We start from the raw sequence: 24,157 nt of genomic DNA, 5'->3' as shown, positions 1-24,157 counted from the left end.
CTCATCGGGAGACATCCTGTTCCGGCGGCTCTGGCCTTGTGAAAAACGGCGCGCGTTTGATCCAGAGTTTCAGCGCCTGCCAATGGATCAGCGTCAGCACCCGGCGTGACCCGAATGGGCGGCACAGACAGGCCCAAAGGATTGCGCGATTGGTCAGCGGCTTGCGCGGCCCGGTCAGCGTGGCAATCAAGCCGCCATTGCCTTGGGTGTAATCAATCCAGATCCCGATACGGTCTGGCGTGATATCAAACCGGAACTCATACGCCCCCGACACCGGCTGAAACGGTGAGACGTGGAATATCTTTTGGGCAGTAATCCGGTCCTCACGCGTGATGGGGGCCAGATCAGGGCGGTGACACAGATAGGAGTGACGGTCGCCGAAGGTGTTGTTCACCTCGGCCACCACCACGCGCAAATCGCCCGCCGCGTCATGGCACAGCCAGAAGGACACCGGGTTGAACACATGGCCCAGAACGCGCGGCTGGGCCAAAAGCTGCACTTTGTCCCCCCCCGGCAAGCCATGGGCGGCCAGAACCTCGCGCAGCCATTCCACCCCGCGCCCGGCTTTCGGCGCACCGCCATGGTCACGATCCCATAGCGATGTCAGATTGCTACGATTGCGCGAAAACAGGCCGGGGCCAGTGCCGCTTTCCATATCCAGCAGCACATAATCCACGCCATAGCGAAAGGCGTTTTGCACGGCGCCGCGCCTGCCGTGAAAGGTCTCTCCGGCGATATGTTCGACCTTGCTCATGCCGCGGCTGCAACTTGCCGCGCGCGCAGGGCGTCGACCACATCCACAGCACTGGCAAAGCCGTCTTCGTGAAAGCCGTTGCGCATCCATGCGCCGCAGAACCACGTGCCATTGCTGCCGTTGCTGGCGCGGATCGCGCGCTGCGCCTCCAGCGCGCCAAGGTCATAGACCGGGTGGCGGAAAGTGACCTGATCGTGGATCAACGCCTCGCGGATCGGTTTATTGGCGTTCAGCGTCACGAACAGCGGGTCATCCATCGGGATCGGTTGCAGCGAGTTCATCCAATAGGTCAGATCAATCCGGTCCGGGCGCGGCCCCGCCCCTTCGACATAGACCCAAGAGGCCCAAGCCGCGCGGCGTTTCGGCATCATCGCGGCATCGGAATGCAGCACCACATCATTCGGCTGATAGCGGATCGCGCCCAGTTGCGCCGTTTCAAACGCTGTCGGGTCCTCCAGCAAGCGCAACGTGTCGTCGGAATGGGTGGCAAAGATCACCTCGTCAAAGGCTTCCCATTCCGCCCCCGTCCCGCGCACGAATACCTGGCCCGCCGCGCGCCGCACCCCGGCAACAGGCGCGCCCAGCCGCAGGTCAACACCGGCGGTTTCCAACGCCGCCTGCACGCGGCGCACGTATTCGATGGAACCGCCCTGCACCGTATACCACTGGTGCTGCCCGGTGACGCCCAGCAGCGCGTGGTTCTTGAAGAAATCAATCATCGCCCGCGCCGGAAAATCCAATATCCCTTGTGTCGGCGTAGACCAGATCGCGCCCGACAACGGCAAGAGGTAGTAATCACGGAACCAATCGCCCGCGCCCAAAGCCGCCAGCAAGTCGCGGATTGTCATAGAGCCATCGCCTGCCAATTCCTCGGCCCGGGCGTTGAACCGCATGATATCGCGCAGCATGCCCCAATAGCGCGGGTTCACGATGTTGCTTTTCTGCGCCACCAGACCCGCCCAATCGCGAAAGCCATATTCAAACCGCCCGCCCCCGATAGAGGCCCCAAAGCTCATATCGCTTTTGGCCGTGGGCACACCCAGTTTTTCAAACAACCCCACAAGATTCGGATAATTCACATGGTTGAACACGATGAACCCGGTGTCGACCGGCTGATCCCCGCGCTTTCCCGCCAGAACGGTGCGCGCATGTCCGCCCAAACGCTTTTCCGCCTCAAACAGCACCACCTGATGATCGCGGCTGAGCAGATGGGCAGCGGCCATGCCGGAAATCCCGCCCCCGATGACAGCAATACGGCGGGTGGCGGCGGCAGTGGTTTCCAACGGCATGGGGCGACATCTCCTGTGGGGCTTTTTTACTTACGGTTCATACGCCTGCTTTGCCTTTCTAGATCACTTTCGCGCAACCTTGCCCCGGAAAACACCCTGTCGCCGCGGAAAGCGCAAAAAACTGTCAGCACGGGTGATCCAACCCCGACCGGGCAGCGTAGACTGGGTATGTTAGACACAATGCCCCATCAGAATCCGGATGCAACTTCCCCCACAGCCCCTTATGCTGCGGGTGGGGCAGCCGCTTTGCTGCGCCAGAAGAGGCAGATGGTGGCGACGGAAACAGGGCAAACAACGTGTCGGGACGCATTGGCCCAAGAAGAATGGGGCGCATTGATCCTGCGGGTGCGCGATACACAAGACCGCGACGCCTTTGCCGCGCTGTTCCGCCATTTTGCCCCGCGAATCAAAGGCTTTCTGATGAAGTCGGGCGCAACAGCCACGTTGGCAGAGGAATGTGCGCAAGATGTCATGGCGACGTTGTGGCAAAAAGCGCATCTGTTTGATCCCAGTCGCGCCTCTGCCGCGACGTGGATCTTTACCATTGCCCGCAACCGCCGCATCGACGCCCTGCGAAAATCCCGCCGGCCCGAGCCCGAAGACCTGCCGTGGGGCCCAGAGGCCGAGCCGGACCAGCAAGAGGCGCTGGAACTGGCGCAGGAAACCGAACGCCTGTCAGAAGCCGTGGCGCTTTTGCCCGAAAAACAACGTGAACTGATCGAGCGGGCCTATTTCGGTGATCTTTCGCATAGCGAGATCGCGACCGAAACGGGCCTGCCCCTCGGCACCATCAAATCCCGCATCCGGCTGGCGCTGGACCGCCTGCGCCATAGCATGAGTTGAAAGACGAATAGAATGACGATACGCCACCACCTTTCCGACCAATTGCTGCTTGGCTATTCCTCTGGCCAGTTGCCCGAGGCATTCAACCTAGTGGTTGCGGTGCATTTGTCGCTTTGCGATGACTGCAAGGCGCGGCTGGGGGCATTTGACGCCGTGGGCGGCAGCTTGATGGATGCCTGCGACAGCGTTGCCATGTCAGATGACAGCCTTGCCGCCACTTTGGCCCGGCTTGAAGGGGCTGTGGCCCCGCCGCCGCCGCGTCGTGGCACGAAAACCTTGCCAGCGCCGCTGATGGATTACGTCGGCCATGATCTGGCGGCTGTGAAATGGCGGTCGCTTGGTATGGGGGTGCGGCAGGCCGTTTTGCGCACGGACAAAGGCGCCAGCGCGCGCTTGCTCTATATCCCCGCCGGGCAGAAAGTGCCCGATCACGGCCATCGCGGCACCGAGTTGACGCTGGTCCTGCAAGGGGCGTTTCGCGATGAAACCGACCGCTTCGGGCCGGGCGATGTTGAAATCGCGAATGAGGAGTTGAGCCATCAACCCATCGCGGAAGCGGGCGAGGACTGCATCTGCCTTGCGGCCACCGATGCGCCCTTGCGCTTTTCGGGTCTGTTGCCGCGTATCGCACAGCCGTTTTTCGGCATCTGACGCCGCGCGCGCCAAAACCTCCGGTCGCGATCAGAAGTCGATCGCGATCCCCTTCTTTTCCCAATCACCATAGCGCACGGGTTCCGGCCCGTTGCGGCCCCCCAATTCCTTGGGCATGGTCTGCGCGTCTGCCTGCTTGCGGCGCTCGGCTGCTTCGGCCAGTGCGCGCTGTGCGGCGGGCGGCAGGTCTTGCGGGATCGCTGTGTCGTCAGTGGGCATGGTGCGGCCTTTCCTTGTGCGGCCCCTTTTGCCAATGCGCCTTTGGGCCGCTGGCTTGTCTGGACCTTTGGTTTGATATAGGCGGCAAAAGCCAGCCGGGCAACTGCGGGCACCACCAATCAATGAAGGGGCGACATCATGGCAGTGGATGGAACGGCGGCGCGCAGTGCGGCGATTGCCCTGCTAGAGGCGGTTCTGGACGAGGGCCAGCAGCTTGGTCAGGTGCTGGAGGCGGCGGACGGGCCGCTTAAACCCTTGTCACCTTCCGATAAAGCCCGCGCCCAGCGCCTTGTGCTGACCACGCTGCGCCATGTGGAACAGGCCGACAAAGTGCTCAAGCCCTTTTTGCGCAAATCGCCGCCTGCCTTGGTGCGTCATGCGCTGCGGCTTGGGGTGGTGGAACTGGCCGTCGATGGCGGTGCGGCGCATGGGGTGGTGAATGCGATGGTCGATGTGGTGCGCCACGGCAACCGCACCGGGCATATGACCGGGCTGGTCAATGCCGTGCTGCGCAAGGTCGCCGCGCTTGAGGCCCCTTTTGCCAAATTGCCGCCGCAACGCATGCCGCAATGGCTGCGCCAACCGCTTGTGCATACCTATGGCCGCGAGGCTGTCAGCGCGATGGAGGCGGTGCAGGCAATGTCCCCGCCGCTGGACCTGACGGCCAAAGCTGCTGCGCCCGAAATTGCAGGCGCGATTGCCCTGCCCAATGGCAGCACCCGCTTGCCCAACCCGTCACAAGTGTCGCAGCTTCCGGGCTATGCCGAAGGTGATTGGTGGGTGCAGGATGCCGCGGCCTCGCTCGCCGCTACGCTGCTGGATGCCCAACCGGGCGAGACGGTGCTGGACCTGTGCGCGGCGCCGGGGGGCAAGACGCTGCAACTGGCCGCCGCTGGGGCCAAGGTGACAGCGGTGGATATTTCCGGCCCGCGACTGGCCCGCCTGCACGAAAACCTTGCCCGCACCGGGCTGTCCGCCACCGTCATCACCGAGGACGCGCTGCACTGGCAGCCCGAAACCACCTTTGATGCCATTTTGCTGGATGCTCCCTGTTCGGCCACGGGCACCCTGCGCCGCCACCCGGATTTGCCCTTCATCAAGGATGGGTCCGAGATTGCCGATCTGGAGGCCCTGCAAGCCGCGCTGATCGACCGCGCGCTGGGGTTCTTGAAACCGGGGGGGCGGCTGGTGTTCTGCACCTGCTCGCTTTTGCCCGAGGAAGGCGAGGCGCAACTGGCCGCCGCGCTTGCCCGCCACCCGCAACTGACGGTAGAGCCACCCATCCTGCCGGGCATCGACCCGGCGTGGATCACCGATCAAGGCGGTTTGCGCCTGCGCCCCGACTACTGGGCCGAAATCGGCGGGATGGACGGGTTTTTCATGGCACGCTTGCGCCTGCCCGCGGCAGGGTAAAGCAATTGGCGGTGACAGCGCCGCATCCGGCGGCTATGATTGCGCCCAGACAAACGCGTAATACAGACCCGGAAATGGGCAGCGCGCCCGAACAGGTGTGCGAAAACAGGCTTGATTGAGTGGCAGTAACGATGAGGCACCTTGGCTTACCCGCGTAAAGACGGGTTCGCGGCGCGGGTAACGCGTTGGCAGAACCGGCTGGCGGCTTGGCGCGCATCGCGCAGCCATGCGGCGACGGGCTTCGTGTCGCAGCCCGAACCGCGCAGCATTGGGCTGTTTGCCCGTGGCAAGCAACTGACCGCAGGGAATTTCCTGCTGGCGGGCCATCTGGTCGAGGCCCCCGGCACCTTGCTGTGGGATGCGCCCACCGAGGCCGCCGAATTCTGGGCCGAGGCGCATGGTTTTGCATGGCTCGATGATCTTGCCGCCGTCAGCGACCCGATTGCCCGCAGCCGCGCGCAGGAATGGACATGGGCCTGGATCGCACGCTTTGGCACAGGGCGCGGCCCCGGCTGGACCCCCGATCTGACCGGACGGCGGCTGATCCGCTGGATCAACCACGCGATTTTCCTGATGAACGGGCGCAGTTCTGCCGATAGCCAATCCTATTTCAACGCGCTGTCGGCGCAAACCATGTTCCTGTCGCGCCGCTGGCAGGCCTCTGCCCCCGGTCTGCCACGGTTTGAGGCGCTGACCGGCCTGATCTATGCGGGCCTTGCGCTGACAGGGATGGAACGGCTGGTTGGCCCGGCCGTCGACGCATTGGCCAGGGAATGTGAGGCCGAGATTGATGCCCATGGCGGCCTGCCCACCCGCAGCCCCGAGGAATTGCTGGAGGTGTTCACCCTGCTGACCTGGGCCGCGCAGGCGCTTGGCGAGGCAGGGCAAACCGTGCCCCAAGCGCACCGCGCCGCGATTGAGCGCATCGCCCCCACGTTGCGCAGCCTGCGCCATGCCGATGGCGCGCTGGCCCGCTTTCACGGTGGCGGGCGCGGGATGGAAGGACGGCTGGATCACGCGCTGGCCGCCTCGGGTGTCAAGGCGGCCCCCGGCTCTGGGCCAGCGATGGGATTTTTGCGGCTGGCCAGTGGGCGCACCTCGGTCATCATTGATGCCGCCGACCCGCCGGGCGGGCATGCAGGTGCCTCCGCCCATGCCTCAACTCTGGCGTTTGAAATGACATCAGGCCGCCGCCCGGTGATTGTGAATTGCGGTTCCGGCGCGCCTTTTGGCGCCGAATGGCACCGCGCGGGCCGCGCCACGCCCAGCCATTCCACCCTGTCGGTGGAAGGCTATTCCTCCAGCCGGTTGAACCGCGGCACGCCCGAAGTGATGGCAGACCGCGCGCATGTCACGCAAACCCGCCCCACCGAAAGCGCCGAAGGCCATGCCTTGCGGCTGGCGCATGACGGCTGGGTCGCGACCCACGGGTTGACCCATTCGCGCCTGTTGCTGCTGTCGCATGATGGTCGCCACCTTGGCGGGCAGGATGAATTGCACGCCATTTCCCCCACCGATCGCGCCCGGCTGGCAACCGTGATGTCGCGCAAAGCCGATGCGCGGATTCGTTTCTCCATCCGGTTTCACCTGCATCCCGATGTTGATGCCGCGATTGACCTTGGCGGCAACGCGGTATCGCTCGCGCTCAAAAGCGGTGAGATCTGGATTTTCCGCCACTCCGGCGCGCAAGGATTGACGCTGGAACCCTCTGTCTATCTTGAAAAGGGCCGTTTGAACCCGCGCGCGTCCAAACAAATCGTGCTTTCCGGCCATGTGGCCGAGTTTGATGCCGTGATTGGCTGGACCTTGGCGAAAGCACAGGATACTCCGCTGGCCATCCGCGATCTGGAGCGCGATGAGCTTCCGGTCCTGTCCTGACACCTGCTGCCCAAAGGTTTTTGCCCATGCCCGCCAAAATCGCCACCACCTCCGTTGATCTCGTTCCCGTCAAACGCGCGCTGTTGTCTGTGTCGGATAAGTCGGGGCTGGTTGATCTTGGCCGCGCGCTGGCGGCACGCGGGGTGGAGCTGCTGTCAACCGGCGGGTCCGCAGCGGCGTTGCGCGATGCGGGGCTTGCGGTGCGCGATGTGGCCGAGGTGACGGGCTTTCCTGAAATGATGGACGGGCGCGTCAAGACGCTGCACCCGATGGTGCATGGCGGCTTGCTTGCCTTGCGCGACAACGCCGAACACAAGGCCGCGATGGAAACCCATGGCATCGCCGCAATCGACCTGCTGGTCGTGAACCTCTATCCGTTCGAGGCAACCGTGGCCCAAGGCGCCGATTACGATACCTGTATCGAAAACATCGACATCGGCGGCCCGGCCATGATCCGCGCGGCCTCAAAAAACCACGCTTATGTCAATGTCGTGACCGACCCCGAAGATTACACCGCCCTCTTGGCCGAGATGGAAGCGCATGACGGCGCCACGTCTTACGCCTTCCGGCAGCGCCTGTCGCAAATCGCCTATGCGCGCACGGCGGCCTATGATGCAGCCGTGTCAAACTGGATGGCAGGTGCGCTGAACATCGCCGCCCCCCGCCGCCGCGCCTTTGCCGGAACCCTTGCGCAAACCCTGCGCTACGGCGAAAACCCGCATCAGGCAGCGGCTTTTTATACCGATGGCACCAACCGCCCCGGCGTGGCCACCGCCAAGCAATGGCAGGGCAAAGAGCTTTCCTACAACAACATCAACGACACTGACGCCGCCTTTGAACTGGTCGCGGAATTCGCGGGCAAAGGCCCTGCCTGCGCCATTATCAAGCACGCAAACCCCTGCGGCGTGGCAACAGGGGCGACATTGGCCGAGGCTTACGGGCGCGCCTTTGACTGTGACCGCACCTCGGCTTTCGGCGGCATTATCGCGCTGAACCAAACGCTTGACGGCCCGACAGCGGAAAAGATTGTCGAGATTTTCACTGAAGTCGTGATCGCCCCGGATGCCGATGATGCCGCCCGCGCCGTCTTTGCCAGCAAGAAAAACCTGCGCCTGCTGACCACGGGCACGTTGCCAGATGCCTCCACCCCCGGCCTTGCTTACCGTCAGGTCGCGGGTGGCTTTCTGGTGCAGGACCGTGACGCCGCCAACGTGACGCTGGACGATCTGCGCGTGGTGACAAAACGCGCACCCACCGAAGCCGAAATGCGCGATTTGCTGATGGCTTGGACCGTGGCGAAACACGTCAAATCCAACGCGATCATCTATGTCAAGGATGGCGCAACCGTGGGCGTTGGCGCAGGCCAGATGAGCCGGGTCGACAGCACCCGCATCGCCGCCCGCAAAGCGCAGGATATGGCCGAGGCGATGGGCCTTGCCAAACCGCTGACGCTTGGGTCGGTCGTGGCGTCGGACGCGTTCTTTCCCTTTGCGGACGGGTTGATTACCGCCGCCGAAGCGGGTGCTACGGCGATCATCCAACCCGGTGGCTCCATGCGCGACGATGAGGTGATCGCCGCCGCCGATGCGGCAGGTCTTGCGATGGTGTTCACCGGCCAGCGGCATTTCCGGCACTGACATGCGGATGCTTTGGGCTGCCCTTGTGATTTTTGTGCTGGATCAGGCCAGTAAGCTGGCGGTGGTCTTTGGCCTGAACCTGCGCGAAATCGGCGATATGGATATCTGGCCGCCTTACCTCACCTTTCGGATGGCGTGGAACAAGGGCGTGAACTTTGGCCTGTTTGCCAACGATTCTGGCGTGATGCGCTGGATGCTGATTGCGGTGTCCCTGGCGATTACCGCTTGGGTCTGGCGCTGGATGACGCGCAGCACACAGCCAAAACTGGCGCAAATCTCGGCCGGGGTGCTGATTGGCGGGGCCTTGGGCAATGTGGTTGACCGGCTGGCCTATGGCGCGGTGGCCGACTTTTTGAACATGTCATGCTGCGGATTTGAAAACCCCTATGCGTTCAACGTGGCCGATATTGCCATCTTTGCCGGTGCGGCGGGGCTTGTTCTTTTCGCCGCCGATGGCAAAACTAACACGCGAAAGACCCCGTGACGCGCCGATAAGTTTGGGCTAAACAGGGGCCAGTGGTTTGAAGGAGGCGGAGATGTTTGCAGGAAAAGGGGTTTTGGCGGTCGCCGCGATAGCGATGCTGACACTTGCCGCCTGTGGCGATGATGAGCCGCGCCTGATGAACCTGCGGGCCACGACCGATGGGCCGGATGAATTTGGCATTCTTCCGCCCAAAGCCCTGCAAATGCCAAATGATCTGACGGCCCTGCCCGAGCCGACGCTGGGCGGTGCCAACCTGACAGACCCAACCCCCGAAGCCGATGCTGTTGCCGCGCTTGGAGGGCGTCTGCGCGAAGGCACTGGCGTTCCGGCGGGCGATGGCGCTTTGGTCAATCACGCCTCGCGCTATGGGCGCACCGCTGCCATCCGGCAAGAGCTTGCCGCCTATGATCTGGAATTCCGCCGCGATAACAAAGGCCGCATTCTGGAACGTATCTTCAACGTGAATGTCTATTACAAAGCCTATGAAGAACAATCGCTGGACCAGCAGGCCGAACTGGCCCGTTGGCGCGCGCGCGGCATTCGCACCGTGTCTGCCCCACCGCCGCAAGACGGCGAATAATCCCGTCCGGATCGTCACTTCCGCGTCAACACGGCTTGACCCTGCGTATGGGTCGCTTAGGTGTTGAACGAGTGACTGAACGGAGGCTTTTCGATGCTGCGCAGGCTGTTTACCCCACTTTTTCTGGGCGTCTTTGCGTCCTCTGCTGCCCTTGCCGAAAAAGTAACCACCTTCACACTTGAAAACGGGCTGGAAGCCGTGGTGATCGAGGATCACCGCGCCCCGGTCGCGATGCAGATGCTGTGGTATCGCGTGGGGGCGGCGGATGAACCTGCGGGCAAATCCGGCATCGCGCATTTTCTGGAACATCTGATGTTCAAAGGCACCGAAACCGTGGCCCCCGGCGAATTTTCTGTCGTGGTAGAAGCACAGGGCGGTGATGACAACGCCTTTACCCATCAGGATTATACGGCCTATTTTCAACGGGTTGCCGCCGACCGGCTGGAACTGATGATGAAGATGGAGGCCGACCGGATGCGCGGCCTGATCTTGTCGGAAGATAACGTCGAAACAGAACGCGCGGTGATCGTTGAAGAACGCGCCCAGCGCAGCGACAGCGACCCCAGCAGCCTGTTCAGCGAACAGCGTTCCGCGGCGCAATACCTCAACCATCCGTATGGCATCCCGATCATCGGCTGGAAACATGAGGCCGAGGCCCTGACCCGCGAAGACGCGCTGTCGTTTTATCGCACCTTTTACGCGCCCAATAACGCCATTCTGATCGTTGCAGGCGATGTGAACCCCGATGCGGTAAAAGCCCTTGCCGAAACCTATTACGGCCCCATCGCCCCCACCCCCGGCCTTGGGCCGCGCCTGCGCCCGTCCGAGCCGCCGCAACTGGCCGAACGCCGCCTGACCATGACGGACCCGCGTGTCGCCCAACCCTATGTTGTGCGCACCTATCTTGCCCCCGAACGCAATGCCGGCGACCAGAAAGACGCCGCCGCGCTTGTGATTCTGGCCGAGCTGTTGGGCGGCAGCAGCACCACCTCGGTGCTGGCGCGCGCCTTGCAATTTGGCGATGCGCCCAAAGCGGTCTACACCACCGCCTTTTATGACGGCCTGTCCTATGACCATACAGAATTTGGCTTTTACGCCGTGCCGGTGCCCGATGTTTCCCTTGCTGATCTGGAAGAAGCCGTGGATGGCGTGATTGCGCAATTCCTGAAAGATGGCGTCGATCAAGAAGCGTTTGACCGGATCAAGCGCCAGTTGCGTGCCGATGATATCTATGCCCGCGACAACCTTGACCGCTTGGCGCGGGACTATGGCACGGCGCTGACCTCGGGGCTGACCGTGACTGATGTGCAGGCTTGGCCGCAGGTGTTGCAAGATGTCACCCCCGATGCGGTGATGGAGGCTGCGCGCAATGTGCTGAACCGCAAGACCGCCGTCACTGGTTGGCTGATGCGCGAAGAAGACACCACCGAAGGGGCAAAACCATGAAGATGCGTCTGGTATTCGCGGCGCTGATCGCCTTTGCCCTGCCCGCGCAGGCAGAGCTTCCGATCCAATCCGTCACCTCGCCAGGTGGCCTCACCGCTTGGCTGGTCGAGGATCATGAAATCCCCTTCACCGCGCTGGAGATTCGCATGACGGGGGGCACCTCGCTTGATCCGGCGGATCAGCGCGGTGTGGTCAACCTGATGACCGCCCTGATCGAAGAGGGCGCTGGCGATCTGGATGCGCAAGGCTTTGCCAATGCCCGCGACGACCTTGCCGCGCAGTTCAGCTTTGGGGCCAATACCGACAGCATCAGCATTTCCGCCAAATTCCTGACCGAAAACCGCGACGCGGCGATGGACCTGTTGCACTTGGCCATGACCGAACCACGCTTTGATGCCGATGCGGTTGAACGGGTGCGCGGGCAGGTTCTGTCCAATATCCGGTCAAATATGAAAGACCCCGGCAGCATCGCCGCGCAGCGCTTTGACCGTATGGCCTTTGGCGCGCATCCCTATGGCGGGTCGGGCGATGGAACCGAGGAAAGCGTGGCCGCGCTCAGCCGCGCCGATATTCAGGCAGCGTTCCAGAACACGATCACGCGTGAACATCTGTTTATCGCCGCCACGGGTGACATCACCGCCACCGAACTGGGCCTGCTACTGGACAAGCTGCTGGGCGATTTGCCCGCCAAAGGCTGGCCGCTGCCAAAGCGCGCGGAATGGGGCCTGAAAGGTGGCGTGACCGTGGTGGATTTCCCCAGCCCGCAATCGCTGATCTATTTCGGGCATCAGGGCATCAAGCGCGACGACAAGGATTTCTTTGCCGCTTATGTGCTGAACGAGATTCTGGGCGGTGGCCGCTTTACCGCGCGGCTGATGACCGAGGTGCGCGACAAACGCGGGCTGACCTATGGCATCGGCACATTCCTTGCCCCGATGGACCATGCCGAAATGATGCTGGGCCAGTTTTCCAGCGCCAATGGCACCACCGCCGAGGCGATTGATCTGGTCAAGGCCGAATGGGCGCGGATGCTGAAGGATGGCGTGACCGATGAAGAACTCGCCGCAACAAAAACCTATCTGACAGGGTCTTACCCGCTGCGCTTTGATGGCAATGGGCCGATTGCGCGGATTTTGGTGGGGATGCAAAGCGAAGGCTTGCCGATTGACTATGCCACCCGCCGCAACGCCTTGATCGAGGCCGTGACGCGCGATGAAATCCTGCGCGTGGCCAAGCGGTTGCTGAAACCCGAAGATCTGCATTTCGTCGTGGTGGGCCAACCCGAAGGTCTTGGCACCACACCCTGAAACCGTGGTATGAAAACGGTGGATAAGCCGTGGCGCATGGTGGTCGAATCTAAACCACCATGCTAGAACTGGTGGCATGAACGCCAGCACCCCCAATATACACGCGCCACAGCGCCCGGTGATCCGTCAACTCGACGAAGCCGCGATCAATCGCATCGCGGCGGGTGAGGTGGTGGAACGGCCTGCCTCGGCGGTCAAGGAACTGGTGGAAAACGCGCTGGACGCAGGTGCGCGGCGCATCACGGTGGATTATGCCGATGGCGGCAAAACTCTGATCCGTGTCACCGATGATGGCTGCGGCATGACCGCCGATGATTTGCCGCTGGCCCTGTCCCGCCATGCCACATCGAAAATTGACGGCAGCGACCTGCTGAACATCCATTCCTTTGGTTTCCGGGGCGAGGCGCTGCCGTCGCTTGGCGCGGTGGGTCGGCTGACGATCACCTCTCGCAGTGCCGATAGCGATGGGGTTTCCATCACCGTCGCCGGGGGGCGTATGGACCCGCTGCGCCCTGCCGCACTGAACCAAGGCACCGTGGTTGAGCTGCGCGATCTGTTCTACGCCACACCTGCCCGGCTGAAATTCATGCGCTCTGACCGGGCCGAGGCGCAGGCGATTGCCGAGGTTATCAAACGTCTGGCACTGGCAGAACCCGAGGTCGGCTTTACCCTGCGCGATGTGTCGGGGGGCGAAGGCCGCGTGATGTTTCGCGCCGACCCCGTGCCGGGGGATTTCTTTGATGCGTTGCAAGGGCGCGTGACATCGGTTCTGGGTCGCGATTTTGCCGATAATGCCTTGGCCGTGGATGCCACGCGCGACGATCTGCGCCTTGTCGGCTATGCGGCGCTGCCCACCTATTCGCGGGGTTCGTCGGCCGCGCAATACCTGTTTGTGAACGGCCGCCCGGTGCAGGACCGGATGCTCTATGGCGCGCTGCGGGCGGCCTATATGGATGTGCTTAGCCGTGATCGGCACCCCGCCGCCGTGCTGAACATCGAATGCGATCCGCAAAGCGTGGACGTCAATGTTCACCCTGCAAAATCCGAAGTGCGCTTTCGCGATCCGGCCTTGGCGCGGGCGCTGATCGTTTCCACCTTGCGGTATGCCTTGGCCGAGGCCGGGCATCGCGCCTCCTCCACCGTGGGGGCGGAAACGCTGACTGCGTTTCAACCCGAACAAGGCGCATATCCGCCGCGTATCTATCAGATGGATCGGCCCAATCAGGCCGCATTTGGCCGGGCGATGGCTTATCAGGCCCCCGACCCTTTGACGGAACGCGTGGCGAACCCGATGGGCTTTGCCGAGGCCCCCTCCGCCCGGATCGAAGACCAGCCTATCGTGCAGGCCGATACTGCGCGCCCTTTGGGGGCTGCGCGCGCGCAACTGCATGAAAACTATATCATCGCGCAAACCGCCGATGGGATGGTGATCGTCGATCAACACGCCGCCCATGAACGGCTGGTCTATGAACGGCTGAAGGCCCAGCGCGACCAGAACGGCATCGCAGCCCAAGCCCTGCTGATCCCTGAAATCATCGAACTTTCTGCCAGCGACACCGCGCGCCTGCTGGATATCGCGCCCGAACTGGCCGAGCTTGGCCTTGTGATCGAAGGCTTTGGCGGCAGCGCGATTGCCGTGCGCGAAACCCCGGCCATCCTTGGCCGTGTCGATGCCAATGCCCTGCTGCGCGATATTCTGGATGATCTGGCCGATCTGGGGGCCTCTGACCGTTTGCAGGCGCGGATGGATGCGGTGCTGTCGCGCATGGCCTGCCATGGCTCCGTCCGCTCTGGCCGCCAGATGCGGGCCGAGGAAATGAACGCCTTGCTGCGCGAGATGGAGGCCACCCCGCTGTCGGGCCAATGCAACCACGGCCGCCCCACCTATGTGGCGCTGAAACTGGCCGATATAGAAAAGCTGTTCGGTCGCAGATGATTGAAATCGCAGGACAAACCTATCACTGGAACGACCCTTTGGTGCTGATCATCGCAGGCGCGGCGCTGGTTGTGCTGGGGTTCTTCCTGCTGATCCTGCGTGCGGCGGGCCAATCGGCCAAGGCAACCGAACCCTTGATGCGCGAAATGTCCTATCTGGGCCAGCGCGTGCAAAACCTGTCCGAAGGGCAGGAACGGCTGGCGGGTGGCCTGCATCATGTTTCGGAAACGCAGGCGCATAGCCAAACCGCCATGCTGCAACTGATGGAAAAGCGGCTGGCCGAGGTGCAGCGCGGCATGACGGAAAGCCTGCAAGGCACCTCTACCCGCACCGCCCGCAGTCTGGGCGAATTGCAGCAACGGCTGGAAACCATCGACCGCGCGCAGGCGAACATTGAAAAGCTATCGGGCAACGTGCTGGGCTTGCAGGATATTCTGTCCAACAAGCAAACCCGCGGCGCCTTTGGGGAAATTCAGCTGAACGACATCGTGCGCAAGGCACTGCCGTCCGATGCCTATGCGATGCAGGTCACGCTGTCGAACGGCAAGCGCGCCGATTGCCTGATCCATCTGCCCAACCCACCCGGCCCCATCGTGATCGACAGCAAATTCCCGCTGGAGGCCTATGAGGCACTGCGCCGTGCCCAAGGCTCCGCCGCGCTGACCGAGGCGGCGCGCTTCATGCGGCTGTCGGTGCGCGCCCATATCAAGGCGATTTCCGAGAAATACATCCTTGAGGGCGAAACCGCCGATGGCGCGCTGATGTTCCTGCCCTCTGAGGCGGTCTATGCCGAGTTGCACGCCAATTTCCCCGAACTGGTGCGCGAAGGGTTTGAAGCAAAGGTTTGGATCGTGTCACCCACCACTTGCATGGCGACGCTGAACACCATGCGCGCGGTGCTGAAAGATGCGCGCATGCGCGAACAGGCGGGCGCGATCCGCGCTACCTTGCGGTTGCTGCACCGCGATGTGGAACTGGTGGTGGAACGAGTGCAAAAGCTGGATACCCATTTCAATCAGGCCCGCGCCGATCTGGAAGGCATCGGCACCGCCGCCGAACGTGCGGGCAAACGTGCGGCGAAGCTGGATAATTTTGACTTTGAGGAATTGGCCCCTGATACGCCAACCGCCGTGCTGGGTGGGCAGGCCGCAGAATGATGCAGCATCTGACGCGCAAGGATTACACCGAAATGCCTTGGGCCAATGGCGGCGGCACAACGGTGGAAATGCAGCGCGTCAACGCCGCCTCTGGCGCAATGCTGTGGCGGTTTTCCATGGCGACCGTGGCCGAGGATGGGCCGTTTTCGCAATTCCCGCAGATAGAGCGGAACCTGACAGTGATTGACGGGCCGGGGTTCGATCTGGTTGGCAAGAGGGTCCTGCGCGCCGATCCGCTGTGCCCGGTGGCCTTTCCGGGGGATATTCCACTTTCAGCGCAAAACGTGACGGGCATTGCGACCGATTTCAATGTGATGACGCATCGCAGCTTGCCAAAACCCATTGTAACCGTGGTGCAGAATGACCGCGTTACCCCGCTATCCGGCGCAACGCTTTGTGTCTTTGCCTTGGGCAAGGCGCGGTTTTCTGGCAGTGATCTGATGCATCATCACCTTCTGGTCAACGCGCCAGAAGGGGAGGTTTCAGGTGCGCCTTGCGTGGTAGTGCAATTGTTCACCCAAGCCCGCTGACGAGATCAGCTTTTGGCGCCCCAGCTCAGCGATGCATGTTTGCGGGTGAAAAATTCGGCCATCAGCCCGATGAGAAGACACACCAGCGTCACCTTCAATGCATAACTCCACGAGCTGTAATGCGGGTTATAGTTCAGGAAAATATAGCCGCGCCCCTGATCAATGGTGTGAAACAGCGGGTTCCAATCGAACATCGCCAGCATCGAGGTGGGCATCGAATTGGCCACGAACATCTTGCCACTCGCGATCATATTGGCGCGTTGATAAAGCTGCGCGATGATCGCCACGGCATCGGGCTGCCACGGTTTCGCCGCCAGCAGAATCGTCCCGATGGCGGCGCCACTGCCCCATGACAGCAGCATCATGCCCATCACCCCGACCGGATCATGAAAGCTGATTGGCACAAAGGCCGCGTGATAAACGTAAAGCACCACCGCCGCAGACAAAACCTGCGTGTATAGGCTGGCAAGCGCCGCGGCACTGATGGCGACAAAGGTGTTCATCGGCGCGTGTTTCATCATGGGCGAGGTTGGCCCGTCGCAGCCCGCGACTGCGCCTAATGCCTTGATATGCGTCATGAACATATAGATGCCAGACATCACATACAGCAGATAATCGCCCCGGATCGCATTGCTGCGCATACCCAAAATCTGAAACAGCAGGAAGAACACCGCCACCAGCATCACGGTTTGCAGAATGTTCAGCACCAGCCCGATCACCGCATTCCCATGGTTTTTCCGCACATTCCGCACGGTCGCATGAAAGATGAGTTCAAGGATGCTAAAGGCAGTCAGCAGCGGACTTTTCCGAACGCGGCGTTGGAACATCTGTCAGTCCTACCCTTATACTGGCCGTGCCTCTGCATATTTTATGCGGGAAATCTTGCCGATCCCTTACTGGCGGATGATAAAGGGGTTTCAGGATTTTGGCAATATTGCCATCCCGTGCCGAAACGGAGAGCAGAATGGACTATTTACCCCTCGTGTCGCTGATGCGGAAACTGGCTTTGGAAGCGGGCGACAAGATCATGGAGGTCTATGCCGCCCCTGATTTTGACGTGCGCGCCAAGTCTGATGCCAGCCCGGTGACCGAGGCGGATGAAGCCGCAGATGCGATTATCTCTGCCGGGCTTCGGGCGGCTTACCCAGATGTGACGCTGATCACCGAAGAACAGGCCGACAGCCACGCATTGCGGGCCAGCACCTTCCTGATCGTGGACCCGCTGGATGGCACCAAGGAATTCGTGCAACGGCGCGGCGATTTTACGGTCAATATTGCCTATGTCGAAAACGGTATCCCGGTGCGCGGCGTGGTGTATGCGCCTGCCAAGGGGCGGCTGTTCTATACCCGCGCCGATGGCCAGGCCGTTGAGGAGATGGGCGATTTTGAAAAAGACCGCGCTGGGATCGCGCGTGAAATTCGCGTGTCGGAACCGGATGATGAGGCGCTGATGGTTGTCGCCTCCAAATCCCACCGTGATGCGGCCACCGATGCCTATATCAGCCAATATGCGGTGCGCGATATGACCTCGGCGGGCAGCAGCCTGAAGTTCTGCCTTGTCGCCACCGGAGAGGCTGATCTTTACCCGCGCCTTGGCCGCACGATGGAATGGGATACAGCGGCGGGCGATGCGGTGTTGCGCGGCGCTGGCGGCAAGGTTGTGCGCTTTGACAGCCACGAGCCGCTGGAATACGGCAAGGCCGGGTGGGACAATCCGTTCTTCATCGCCTATGCCCCCGGCGTAACCCTGAAGGCATGACGCCCCTGCCACCAACCAGCCTTATCATCGTCAGCCGCCACCGTCCGGCGGCCTTGATGCGGGCGCTGGTGGCGGTGGCGCAAATGGATCACCCCCACTTTGAGGTGATCGTCGTCGCGGACCCCGCCGCGATTGCGCAACTGCGTGGCAGCGCGCAACCCTATAAGCTGGCGGCGTTTGACGAGGCCAATATTTCCAAGGCGCGCAATATCGGGCTGGGGCTGGCCTCGGGTGCGGTCGTGGCCTTTCTGGATGACGATGCCGTGCCAGAGCCGACATGGCTGTCGCGTCTGGCCGCAGCTTTTGCCGACAGCCGCGTCACGGCGGCAGGTGGGTTTGTGCTGGGGCGGTCGGGGCTGTCGTGGCAATGGCGGGCGGCGTATATTGATGCCGATGGGTTTGATACCCCGTTCGAGGCATCGCCAACCGTCAGCCTGCATAGCGGCGATGCGTGGCGCGCGGTAAAGACCCAAGGCACCAATTGCGCCTTTCGGCGGGATGCGCTTTTGGCAATCGGGGGCTTTGACCCCGGCTTCGCCTTTTATCTGGATGAGGCGGATGTGAACCTGCGGCTTGCAGCGCAGGGAGGGTTAACCGCCGTGGTGCCCGATGCCGTTGTTCACCACGGCTTTGAAGCCTCGGCCCGCCGCAGGGCGGATCGGGTGCCAACCGATTTGCGCCAGATCGGGGCCAGCCTTGCGTTGTTTCTGGCACGGCACAGCAAGAACCCCGGCACAATCGCGCGGCATATCGCAGACCAACGCAAACGCTTGTTGCGCCATATGATCACAGGCGCGCTGGAGCCGCGCGATGTGGGCCGCCTTCTTGGTGGGCTGCATGATGGCATAACCAATGCAACCGCGCCTGCTGCACCCCTGCCCCCACTGCGGCCCGGACCCTTGCCTTTCACCCCCCTGCCGGGCACTGGGCCCCGCCCCGGCCTTGTGCTGTCCGGCACGGCAGAGCAGCTTGCGACCCTGCGCCAAAAGGCCCGCAGCCACAGTGCCGCAGGCGAAATCGTAACGCTGATAGCCCTTGCGCGCGGCCTGCGCCCGCATCAACACCGCTTTACCCCCGAGGGTTGGTGGGAACAAAGCGGCGGTCGGTTTGGGCGCTCTTTCCGCGATGGCACGCGGGTTAGTTGGGCGCCTGCCGATGTCCGATTGGCACAAGAAAAGGCGTGGCTGGCAAAATTTCGGCCAATTTCCCCGTGATTGTCGCGGAAATACTGCATTAAACAGGCCCGTAGCCCCAATTGTTTCCATTTTGACAACTTCCTGTCGAAATATTACCAGAATTGGGTGCGAAGCATCGGGGACAAGAGTAAGCTTGTTGCAATAAGAAGCTAAAGGTTGGGGCAGCGTCATGAAAATCAAGAAAATCAGCAAAGCGGTGTTTCCCGTCGCCGGGATGGGAACGCGCTTCCTGCCCGCCACAAAGTCGATCCCCAAAGAGATCATGACACTGGTCGATCGCCCCTTGATCCAATACGCGATTGATGAGGCCCGCGCGGCGGGCATCAAGGAATTCATCTTCGTCACCTCGCGCGGCAAATCCGCGCTGGAGGATTATTTTGATGTCGCCCCAGAGTTGGAAGCGACCCTGCGCAAGGCCGGGAAAAAGCAGCTGCTGGAGGTGCTGAAAGCCACCAACATGGACAGCGGCGCGATTGCCTATGTCCGCCAGAATCGCCCGATGGGTCTGGGCCATGCGGTCTGGTGCGCGCGGCGTCTGATCGGCAATGAACCCTTTGCGGTGCTGCTGCCCGATGACGTGATCGCGGCTGAAAAACCCTGTTTGCAACAGATGGTCGAAGCCTATGCCGAAACCGGGGGCAATATGGTTGCCACGATGGAGGTGCCGCCGGAAAAAGCCAGCGCCTATGGCGTTTTGGATGTGGCTGATGACATGGGTGCCATCGTGCGGGCCAAGGGCATGGTGGAAAAACCAAAGGCCGAGGATGCCCCGTCCAATCTGGCTGTCATTGGCCGCTACATCCTGTCGCCGCAGGTTCTGAACAATCTTAACAAGATGAAGCAGGGCGCAGGCGGCGAGATTCAGTTGACGGATGCCATCGCAAAGGAAATCGGTGGCGAAGACAGCGTCTATGGCTATCGTTTCCGAGGCCAGCGCTATGATTGCGGGTCCAAAGCGGGGTTCTTGCAGGCCACCGTGGCCTTTGGGCTGGCGCGCGAAGACCTTCAGACCGAATTTTCGCATTACTTGCACGATCTGATCGCGCAGCAAAAAGCGGCGCAATAGGCCGATGCCCCCTCCCGCCCGGTTGCTGGACCTGACGCGGCTGATGTCGCGGTTGGGCAAAGGGCAACCGACGGGGGTGGACCGGGTAGAGGCGGCCTATCTGGCGGAACTGTTGGTGCGCCCGGACATTGTGTTCGGGTTGATCCGCAGCAAAGCCGGGTATCTGCTGCTGGACCGGGCCGGGATGGCGCGGTTTCAGACAATGGTGGAAACACAGGCCCCCCTGCCCGCGCCGGATATGCTGTCGCGCCTGCTGCGGCGCGGTGATCCGCCCTTGGCCGCCGCCGAAACCGCGGCCCGTGGCCTTGCCACCGCGCGCTGTCTGCCCATCCGTCTGCCTGCCCTGCTGCGCCGCCATCTGCCTGCGGGGTTTACCTATCTGAATACGGGCCACGCGCATCTTGGGGCGCGCAGTCTGGCCGCTAACCGCGCTGGGGGGGCGGGCAAATGCGTGGTGCTGATCCATGACACCATCCCACTGGATCACCCGGAATATTCCCGCCCCGACCGGATTGAAAATTTCCGCGCCAAACTGGCTGCAACGGCGGCGGGGGCCGATCTGGTCATCCATAGCGCCCAGTGCACGCGCCAGCAGACCGAGGCGCATTTCGCCCGCTTTGGCCGGGTGCCGCCGGGGCTGACCGCGCCGCTCGGTCTTGCCCCGCCGCCCCCCGTGGGTGCGCCTGACCGCAGCACGCCTTACTTTGTCACCCTCGGCACGATAGAGCCGCGCAAGAACCACGCCTTTCTGCTGGACCTTTGGGATCAGTTATACCGAACACTGCCCGCATCCGACATGCCGCATCTGCTGATCATCGGGCGGCGCGGATGGTCCAATGCCCCGGTTTTTGCGCGGCTGGATAACCTCGGCCCCCTTCGCGACTTTGTCTTTGAACTGGCGGATATGCCTGATGCCGAAGTCACCACCTTGCTGGCCCATGCCCGCGCCCTGCTGTTTCCCAGTTTTGTCGAAGGATATGGCCTGCCACCGCTGGAAGCCGCACAGCTTGGCACCGCGGTCATTGTGCCACCATTGCCAATTTATCGTGAAACTATGGGCAACTATCCCGTTTACGCAGCACTGAAGGACAGTTATTCTTGGTTGGAAACAATCATCCGGTTAAAGGATGGGACAACGGCGCAAGAACAATCGGGGACAGGACACGCGGATATGGTTAAACAGGCGGCAACTGCCCCGCGCTGGTCTGACCATTTCAATCTTGTCTTAAACTCCGTTTGATACGGAATAATGAGTTGGCGGGCGCAGCCCGCGCGGTAGACCCGACCTGCTGGAAAGTAACGTGTGAGCATATTTTCACGATATCGGCTAAGACTGGCGCGCAAACGCTGGCTTTTTCGCGCCTTCCGCAAGCGGAGGGAGCTGAAGCCTGTTGTCAACCGCACCCGTAGCATCAAGCCTGCCGATATCCTGCTGTTTTCCACCCTGCGCAATGAGCGCGTGCGGCTGCCGTTCTTTCTGAAATACTACCGCGACCTTGGGGTTAATCATTTCCTGATCGTGGACAATGACAGCGATGATGGCTCTCGGGAATATCTGGAAGATCAGCCGGATGTTTCGGTCTGGACCAGCAAACACAGCTACAAACGCTCTCGTTTCGGGGTTGATTGGCTGAACTGGCTGCAAATGCGCTATGGCCACAACCATTGGACACTTGTCGTCGACCCGGATGAGTTTTTCGTCTATCCGTTCTGCGATACGCGCCCCTTGCGCGCCCTCACCGATTGGCTGGATGCCTCGTCGATCAAATCCTTTTCGGCCATGTTGCTGGATATGTATCCCAAAGGGCCAATCGGCGCGCAGCCTTACCGCGAAGGGCAAGACCCGTTTGAAATCGCGCAGTGGTTTGACAGCGGCAATTACAGCATTCAGCGGAATGGCCATTATGGCAATCTGTGGATTCAAGGGGGCCCCCGCGCCCGCATGTTTTTTGCCGATGCGCCCGAACGCGCCCCCGCGCTGAACAAGATTCCGCTGGTGAAATGGAACCGGCGCTATGCCTATGCCAGTTCAACCCACATGCTGCTGCCGCGTGGTCTGAACCTTGTCTATGATGAATGGGGCGGTGAAAAGGCCAGCGGTTGCCTGCTGCATGCCAAGTTCCTCGACACATTCGCCCTGAAGGCCGAGGAAGAGATGCTGCGCGGTCAGCACTATGCCAACAGCCATGAATACAAAGCCTATAAGGCCGGGCTGAACGACAGCCCCGATATGTGGTGCAAATGGTCTGAAAAATACATCAACTGGCGCCAGCTTGAGATTCTGGGCCTCATGTCCAAAGGAAACTGGGCATGACCGTCGGGATCGTCATGCTGTGCCACACGGCCCTGGACCGCGCCGCACAGGTGGCCCGGCATTGGGTGGACCGGGGCTGCCCGGTGGTAATCCATGTCGACAAACGCGTGAACCGCGTTGAATTCGAAAGCCTGAAAGCAGCCTTGGCCGATCTTTCGGACGTGCGCTTTTCGGGGCGGTTTGCTTGTGAATGGGGCACATGGGGGATCGTGGCGGCCACTCAAGCGGCGGCAACCATCATGCTGGCAGATTTTCCGGGGGTTCGGCATGTTTATCTGGCCTCGGGGTCATGCCTGCCGCTGCGCCCGGTGCGCGAATTGGTCACCTATCTGGATGAACGCCCGCGCACGGATTTCATTGAATCCGTGACAACTGCCGATGTCGGCTGGACCATCGGCGGGCTGGATCTGGAACGTTTTACCCTGCGCTTTCCCTTTTCGTGGCGCAAGCAACGCAGGCTGTTTGACGGCTATGTCAAATTGCAACGCCGCATTGGGTTCAAACGTAAAATCCCGGCCGGCATCGTGCCGCATCTGGGCAGCCAATGGTGGTGCCTGACGCGCCAAACCCTCTCGGCCATTCTGGAAGACCCGGAGCGGGAGGAGATTGACCGCTATTTCCGCCGCGTCTGGATTCCCGATGAATCCTATTTCCAGACGCTGGTGCGCCGTTATTCCGCCAATGTCGAAAGCCGGTCGCTGACCCTGTCGAAATTCGACTTTCAGGGCAAACCGCATATTTTCTACGATGACCACCTGCAACTTTTGCGGCGGTCTGACTGCTTTGTCGCCCGCAAAATCTGGCCCTATGCCAACAAGTTGTATCGCGTTTTCATGACCGAGGAAGGCGTGGGCCAAGCCACCGCCGAACCCAACCCCGGCAAGATCGACCGGCTGTTTTCCAAAGCGGTGGAGCGGCGGACCAAGGGCCGCTCGGGCCTTTATATGCAAAGCCGCTTTCCGAATGAAAACTGGGAAAATGGCAAAAGCGCCTCGCCCTATTCGGTGTTCGAAGGCTTCTCGGAACTGTTTGAGAATTTTGAGACATGGCTGGGCAAGATGACCGGAACGCGGGTGCATGGCCACCTGTTCTCCTTGGACAAGGTAGAGTTTTCGGGCGGCGAGACGGTGTATAACGGCGCGCTCAGCAATTCCGCCGCGATCCGCGACTATAACCCCAAAAGTTTTCTGGCTAACCTGCTGTGGAATACGCGCGGGGAACGGCAGTGTTTTCAGTTCGGCCCCGCCGATAATCAGGAAATCAACTGGCAGCTTGCCACTGACCCGAATGCGACGATCTCGGTGATCTCGGGGGCTTGGGCGGTGCCGCTGTTCAAATCCAACCTCAATTTCTCAGACATCCGCAAAGAAGCCGCCCGTCTGCAAAAGCTGGAGCAAGAGCATCTGACCATTCTGCGCAGCCCATGGACCAAGGCGCGGACGCGCATCTGGAACCTTGCTGAATTTGTCGAAAATCCGATGGAGCCGCTGCAAACCATCGTCGATGAAATCAGCCCGCGCGCCCTGCGCCGCCTGACCGAGGCCCCGCGCATGACAGACTTGAAGGGTTTTGGGCAGTTCCTGCAAAACCTGCGCAACCAAGGCATGCAGCCTGTCTTGATGGGTGATTTTCCGGTCGGGGATGACCTGCAACAAAACGCCGCCCGCCGTGGGCGGCCCTATCTGGTGAAATAACGCT

The 24,157-nt window shown here is 61.6% G+C and carries 22 protein-coding genes; 18 read left to right on the top strand and 4 right to left on the bottom strand.

What is annotated here, in order from left to right; translation table 11 throughout:
* Position 1 precedes the first annotated feature (1 nt).
* Together EGN72_RS09910 and EGN72_RS09905 are read right to left on the bottom strand one after the other, a co-directional pair.
* The gene (locus EGN72_RS09910; protein ID WP_127047082.1) at positions 2-754 is read right to left on the bottom strand and encodes a DUF1365 domain-containing protein; all 753 of its coding nucleotides are present in this window, start codon (positions 752-754) and stop codon (positions 2-4) included.
* Positions 751-2,043 (bottom strand): NAD(P)/FAD-dependent oxidoreductase, encoded by a 1,293-nt coding sequence (locus tag EGN72_RS09905; RefSeq protein ID WP_127047080.1) that lies wholly within the window; start codon positions 2,041-2,043, stop codon positions 751-753. Before EGN72_RS09905 ends, EGN72_RS09910 begins: the two co-directional genes overlap by 4 nt.
* A gap of 267 nt (positions 2,044-2,310) precedes the next feature.
* Between EGN72_RS09905 and EGN72_RS09900 the strand changes: the two genes are divergently transcribed.
* Together EGN72_RS09900 and EGN72_RS09895 are read left to right on the top strand one after the other, a co-directional pair.
* On the top strand, positions 2,311-2,886 hold the full coding sequence (locus EGN72_RS09900) for a sigma-70 family RNA polymerase sigma factor (RefSeq protein WP_127047078.1): 576 nt from the start codon (positions 2,311-2,313) through the stop codon (positions 2,884-2,886).
* Between the two features lie 12 nt (positions 2,887-2,898).
* A complete protein-coding gene (locus tag EGN72_RS09895) occupies positions 2,899-3,537 on the top strand; it encodes a ChrR family anti-sigma-E factor (protein ID WP_127047076.1) in 639 nt (212 codons plus the stop codon).
* Positions 3,538-3,567: 30 nt separating this feature from the next.
* Here EGN72_RS09895 and EGN72_RS09890 read toward each other — a convergent pair whose 3' ends face one another.
* The gene (locus tag EGN72_RS09890; protein WP_127047074.1) at positions 3,568-3,756 is read right to left on the bottom strand and encodes a DUF1674 domain-containing protein; all 189 of its coding nucleotides are present in this window, start codon (positions 3,754-3,756) and stop codon (positions 3,568-3,570) included.
* Between the two features lie 138 nt (positions 3,757-3,894).
* Between EGN72_RS09890 and EGN72_RS09885 the strand changes: the two genes are divergently transcribed.
* From EGN72_RS09885 to EGN72_RS09840, 10 genes are all read left to right on the top strand, one after another.
* The gene (locus EGN72_RS09885) at positions 3,895-5,169 is read left to right on the top strand and encodes an RsmB/NOP family class I SAM-dependent RNA methyltransferase (RefSeq protein WP_127047072.1); all 1,275 of its coding nucleotides are present in this window, start codon (positions 3,895-3,897) and stop codon (positions 5,167-5,169) included.
* A gap of 141 nt (positions 5,170-5,310) precedes the next feature.
* On the top strand, positions 5,311-7,047 hold the full coding sequence (locus EGN72_RS09880) for a heparinase II/III family protein (protein ID WP_127047070.1): 1,737 nt from the start codon (positions 5,311-5,313) through the stop codon (positions 7,045-7,047).
* A 26-nt stretch (positions 7,048-7,073) separates the two neighbouring features.
* Positions 7,074-8,684: a bifunctional phosphoribosylaminoimidazolecarboxamide formyltransferase/IMP cyclohydrolase gene (purH, locus tag EGN72_RS09875; RefSeq protein ID WP_127047068.1), complete on the top strand. Its 1,611-nt coding sequence runs from the start codon at positions 7,074-7,076 to the stop codon at positions 8,682-8,684.
* A gap of 1 nt (position 8,685) precedes the next feature.
* On the top strand, positions 8,686-9,168 hold the full coding sequence (gene lspA, locus EGN72_RS09870; RefSeq protein WP_370323236.1) for a signal peptidase II: 483 nt from the start codon (positions 8,686-8,688) through the stop codon (positions 9,166-9,168).
* A gap of 52 nt (positions 9,169-9,220) precedes the next feature.
* Positions 9,221-9,748 carry a DUF3035 domain-containing protein gene (locus tag EGN72_RS09865; RefSeq protein ID WP_127047066.1) on the top strand — a complete coding sequence of 176 codons (528 nt, stop codon included), beginning with the start codon at positions 9,221-9,223 and terminating at the stop codon, positions 9,746-9,748.
* 93 nt (positions 9,749-9,841) lie between these two features.
* A complete protein-coding gene (locus tag EGN72_RS09860; RefSeq protein ID WP_127047064.1) occupies positions 9,842-11,194 on the top strand; it encodes a pitrilysin family protein in 1,353 nt (450 codons plus the stop codon).
* Positions 11,191-12,501 (top strand): pitrilysin family protein, encoded by a 1,311-nt coding sequence (locus tag EGN72_RS09855; protein ID WP_127047062.1) that lies wholly within the window; start codon positions 11,191-11,193, stop codon positions 12,499-12,501. The genes EGN72_RS09860 and EGN72_RS09855 overlap by 4 nt, the downstream gene beginning before the upstream one ends.
* A gap of 76 nt (positions 12,502-12,577) precedes the next feature.
* The gene (mutL, locus tag EGN72_RS09850; RefSeq protein ID WP_127047060.1) at positions 12,578-14,437 is read left to right on the top strand and encodes a DNA mismatch repair endonuclease MutL; all 1,860 of its coding nucleotides are present in this window, start codon (positions 12,578-12,580) and stop codon (positions 14,435-14,437) included.
* Positions 14,434-15,594: a DNA recombination protein RmuC gene (locus EGN72_RS09845; protein ID WP_127047058.1), complete on the top strand. Its 1,161-nt coding sequence runs from the start codon at positions 14,434-14,436 to the stop codon at positions 15,592-15,594. The genes mutL and EGN72_RS09845 overlap by 4 nt, the downstream gene beginning before the upstream one ends.
* The gene (locus tag EGN72_RS09840; protein ID WP_127047056.1) at positions 15,591-16,124 is read left to right on the top strand and encodes a HutD family protein; all 534 of its coding nucleotides are present in this window, start codon (positions 15,591-15,593) and stop codon (positions 16,122-16,124) included. The genes EGN72_RS09845 and EGN72_RS09840 overlap by 4 nt, the downstream gene beginning before the upstream one ends.
* A gap of 5 nt (positions 16,125-16,129) precedes the next feature.
* Here the strand turns inward: EGN72_RS09840 and EGN72_RS09835 are convergent, their stop codons facing one another.
* The gene (locus tag EGN72_RS09835; RefSeq protein ID WP_127047054.1) at positions 16,130-16,951 is read right to left on the bottom strand and encodes an ABC transporter permease; all 822 of its coding nucleotides are present in this window, start codon (positions 16,949-16,951) and stop codon (positions 16,130-16,132) included.
* Positions 16,952-17,088: 137 nt separating this feature from the next.
* Here EGN72_RS09835 and cysQ point away from each other — a divergent pair, with 137 nt between their 5' ends.
* The 6 genes from cysQ (at position 17,089) to EGN72_RS09805 (ending at position 24,153) form a co-directional block, all read left to right on the top strand.
* Positions 17,089-17,883, top strand: a complete 795-nt coding sequence (cysQ, locus tag EGN72_RS09830; RefSeq protein ID WP_127047052.1) for a 3'(2'),5'-bisphosphate nucleotidase CysQ — start codon at positions 17,089-17,091, stop codon at positions 17,881-17,883.
* Positions 17,880-19,097 (top strand): glycosyltransferase family 2 protein, encoded by a 1,218-nt coding sequence (locus EGN72_RS09825; RefSeq protein ID WP_127047050.1) that lies wholly within the window; start codon positions 17,880-17,882, stop codon positions 19,095-19,097. Before cysQ ends, EGN72_RS09825 begins: the two co-directional genes overlap by 4 nt.
* Positions 19,098-19,248: 151 nt before the next feature.
* Positions 19,249-20,145 carry a UTP--glucose-1-phosphate uridylyltransferase GalU gene (gene galU, locus EGN72_RS09820; RefSeq protein WP_127047048.1) on the top strand — a complete coding sequence of 299 codons (897 nt, stop codon included), beginning with the start codon at positions 19,249-19,251 and terminating at the stop codon, positions 20,143-20,145.
* A gap of 4 nt (positions 20,146-20,149) precedes the next feature.
* Positions 20,150-21,385: a glycosyltransferase gene (locus EGN72_RS09815; RefSeq protein WP_127047046.1), complete on the top strand. Its 1,236-nt coding sequence runs from the start codon at positions 20,150-20,152 to the stop codon at positions 21,383-21,385.
* Positions 21,386-21,448: 63 nt separating this feature from the next.
* On the top strand, positions 21,449-22,459 hold the full coding sequence (locus EGN72_RS09810; protein ID WP_127047044.1) for a glycosyltransferase family 2 protein: 1,011 nt from the start codon (positions 21,449-21,451) through the stop codon (positions 22,457-22,459).
* On the top strand, positions 22,456-24,153 hold the full coding sequence (locus EGN72_RS09805; protein WP_127047042.1) for a beta-1,6-N-acetylglucosaminyltransferase: 1,698 nt from the start codon (positions 22,456-22,458) through the stop codon (positions 24,151-24,153). The genes EGN72_RS09810 and EGN72_RS09805 overlap by 4 nt, the downstream gene beginning before the upstream one ends.
* The last annotated feature ends 4 nt before the right edge of the window (positions 24,154-24,157 follow it).

Source organism: Pseudorhodobacter sp. E13 (assembly GCF_003991405.1).
Taxonomy (GTDB): domain Bacteria; phylum Pseudomonadota; class Alphaproteobacteria; order Rhodobacterales; family Rhodobacteraceae; genus Pseudorhodobacter.
The sequence above is the reverse complement of the archived record's forward strand: the minus strand, read 5'-3'. Positions and strand labels throughout refer to the sequence as shown.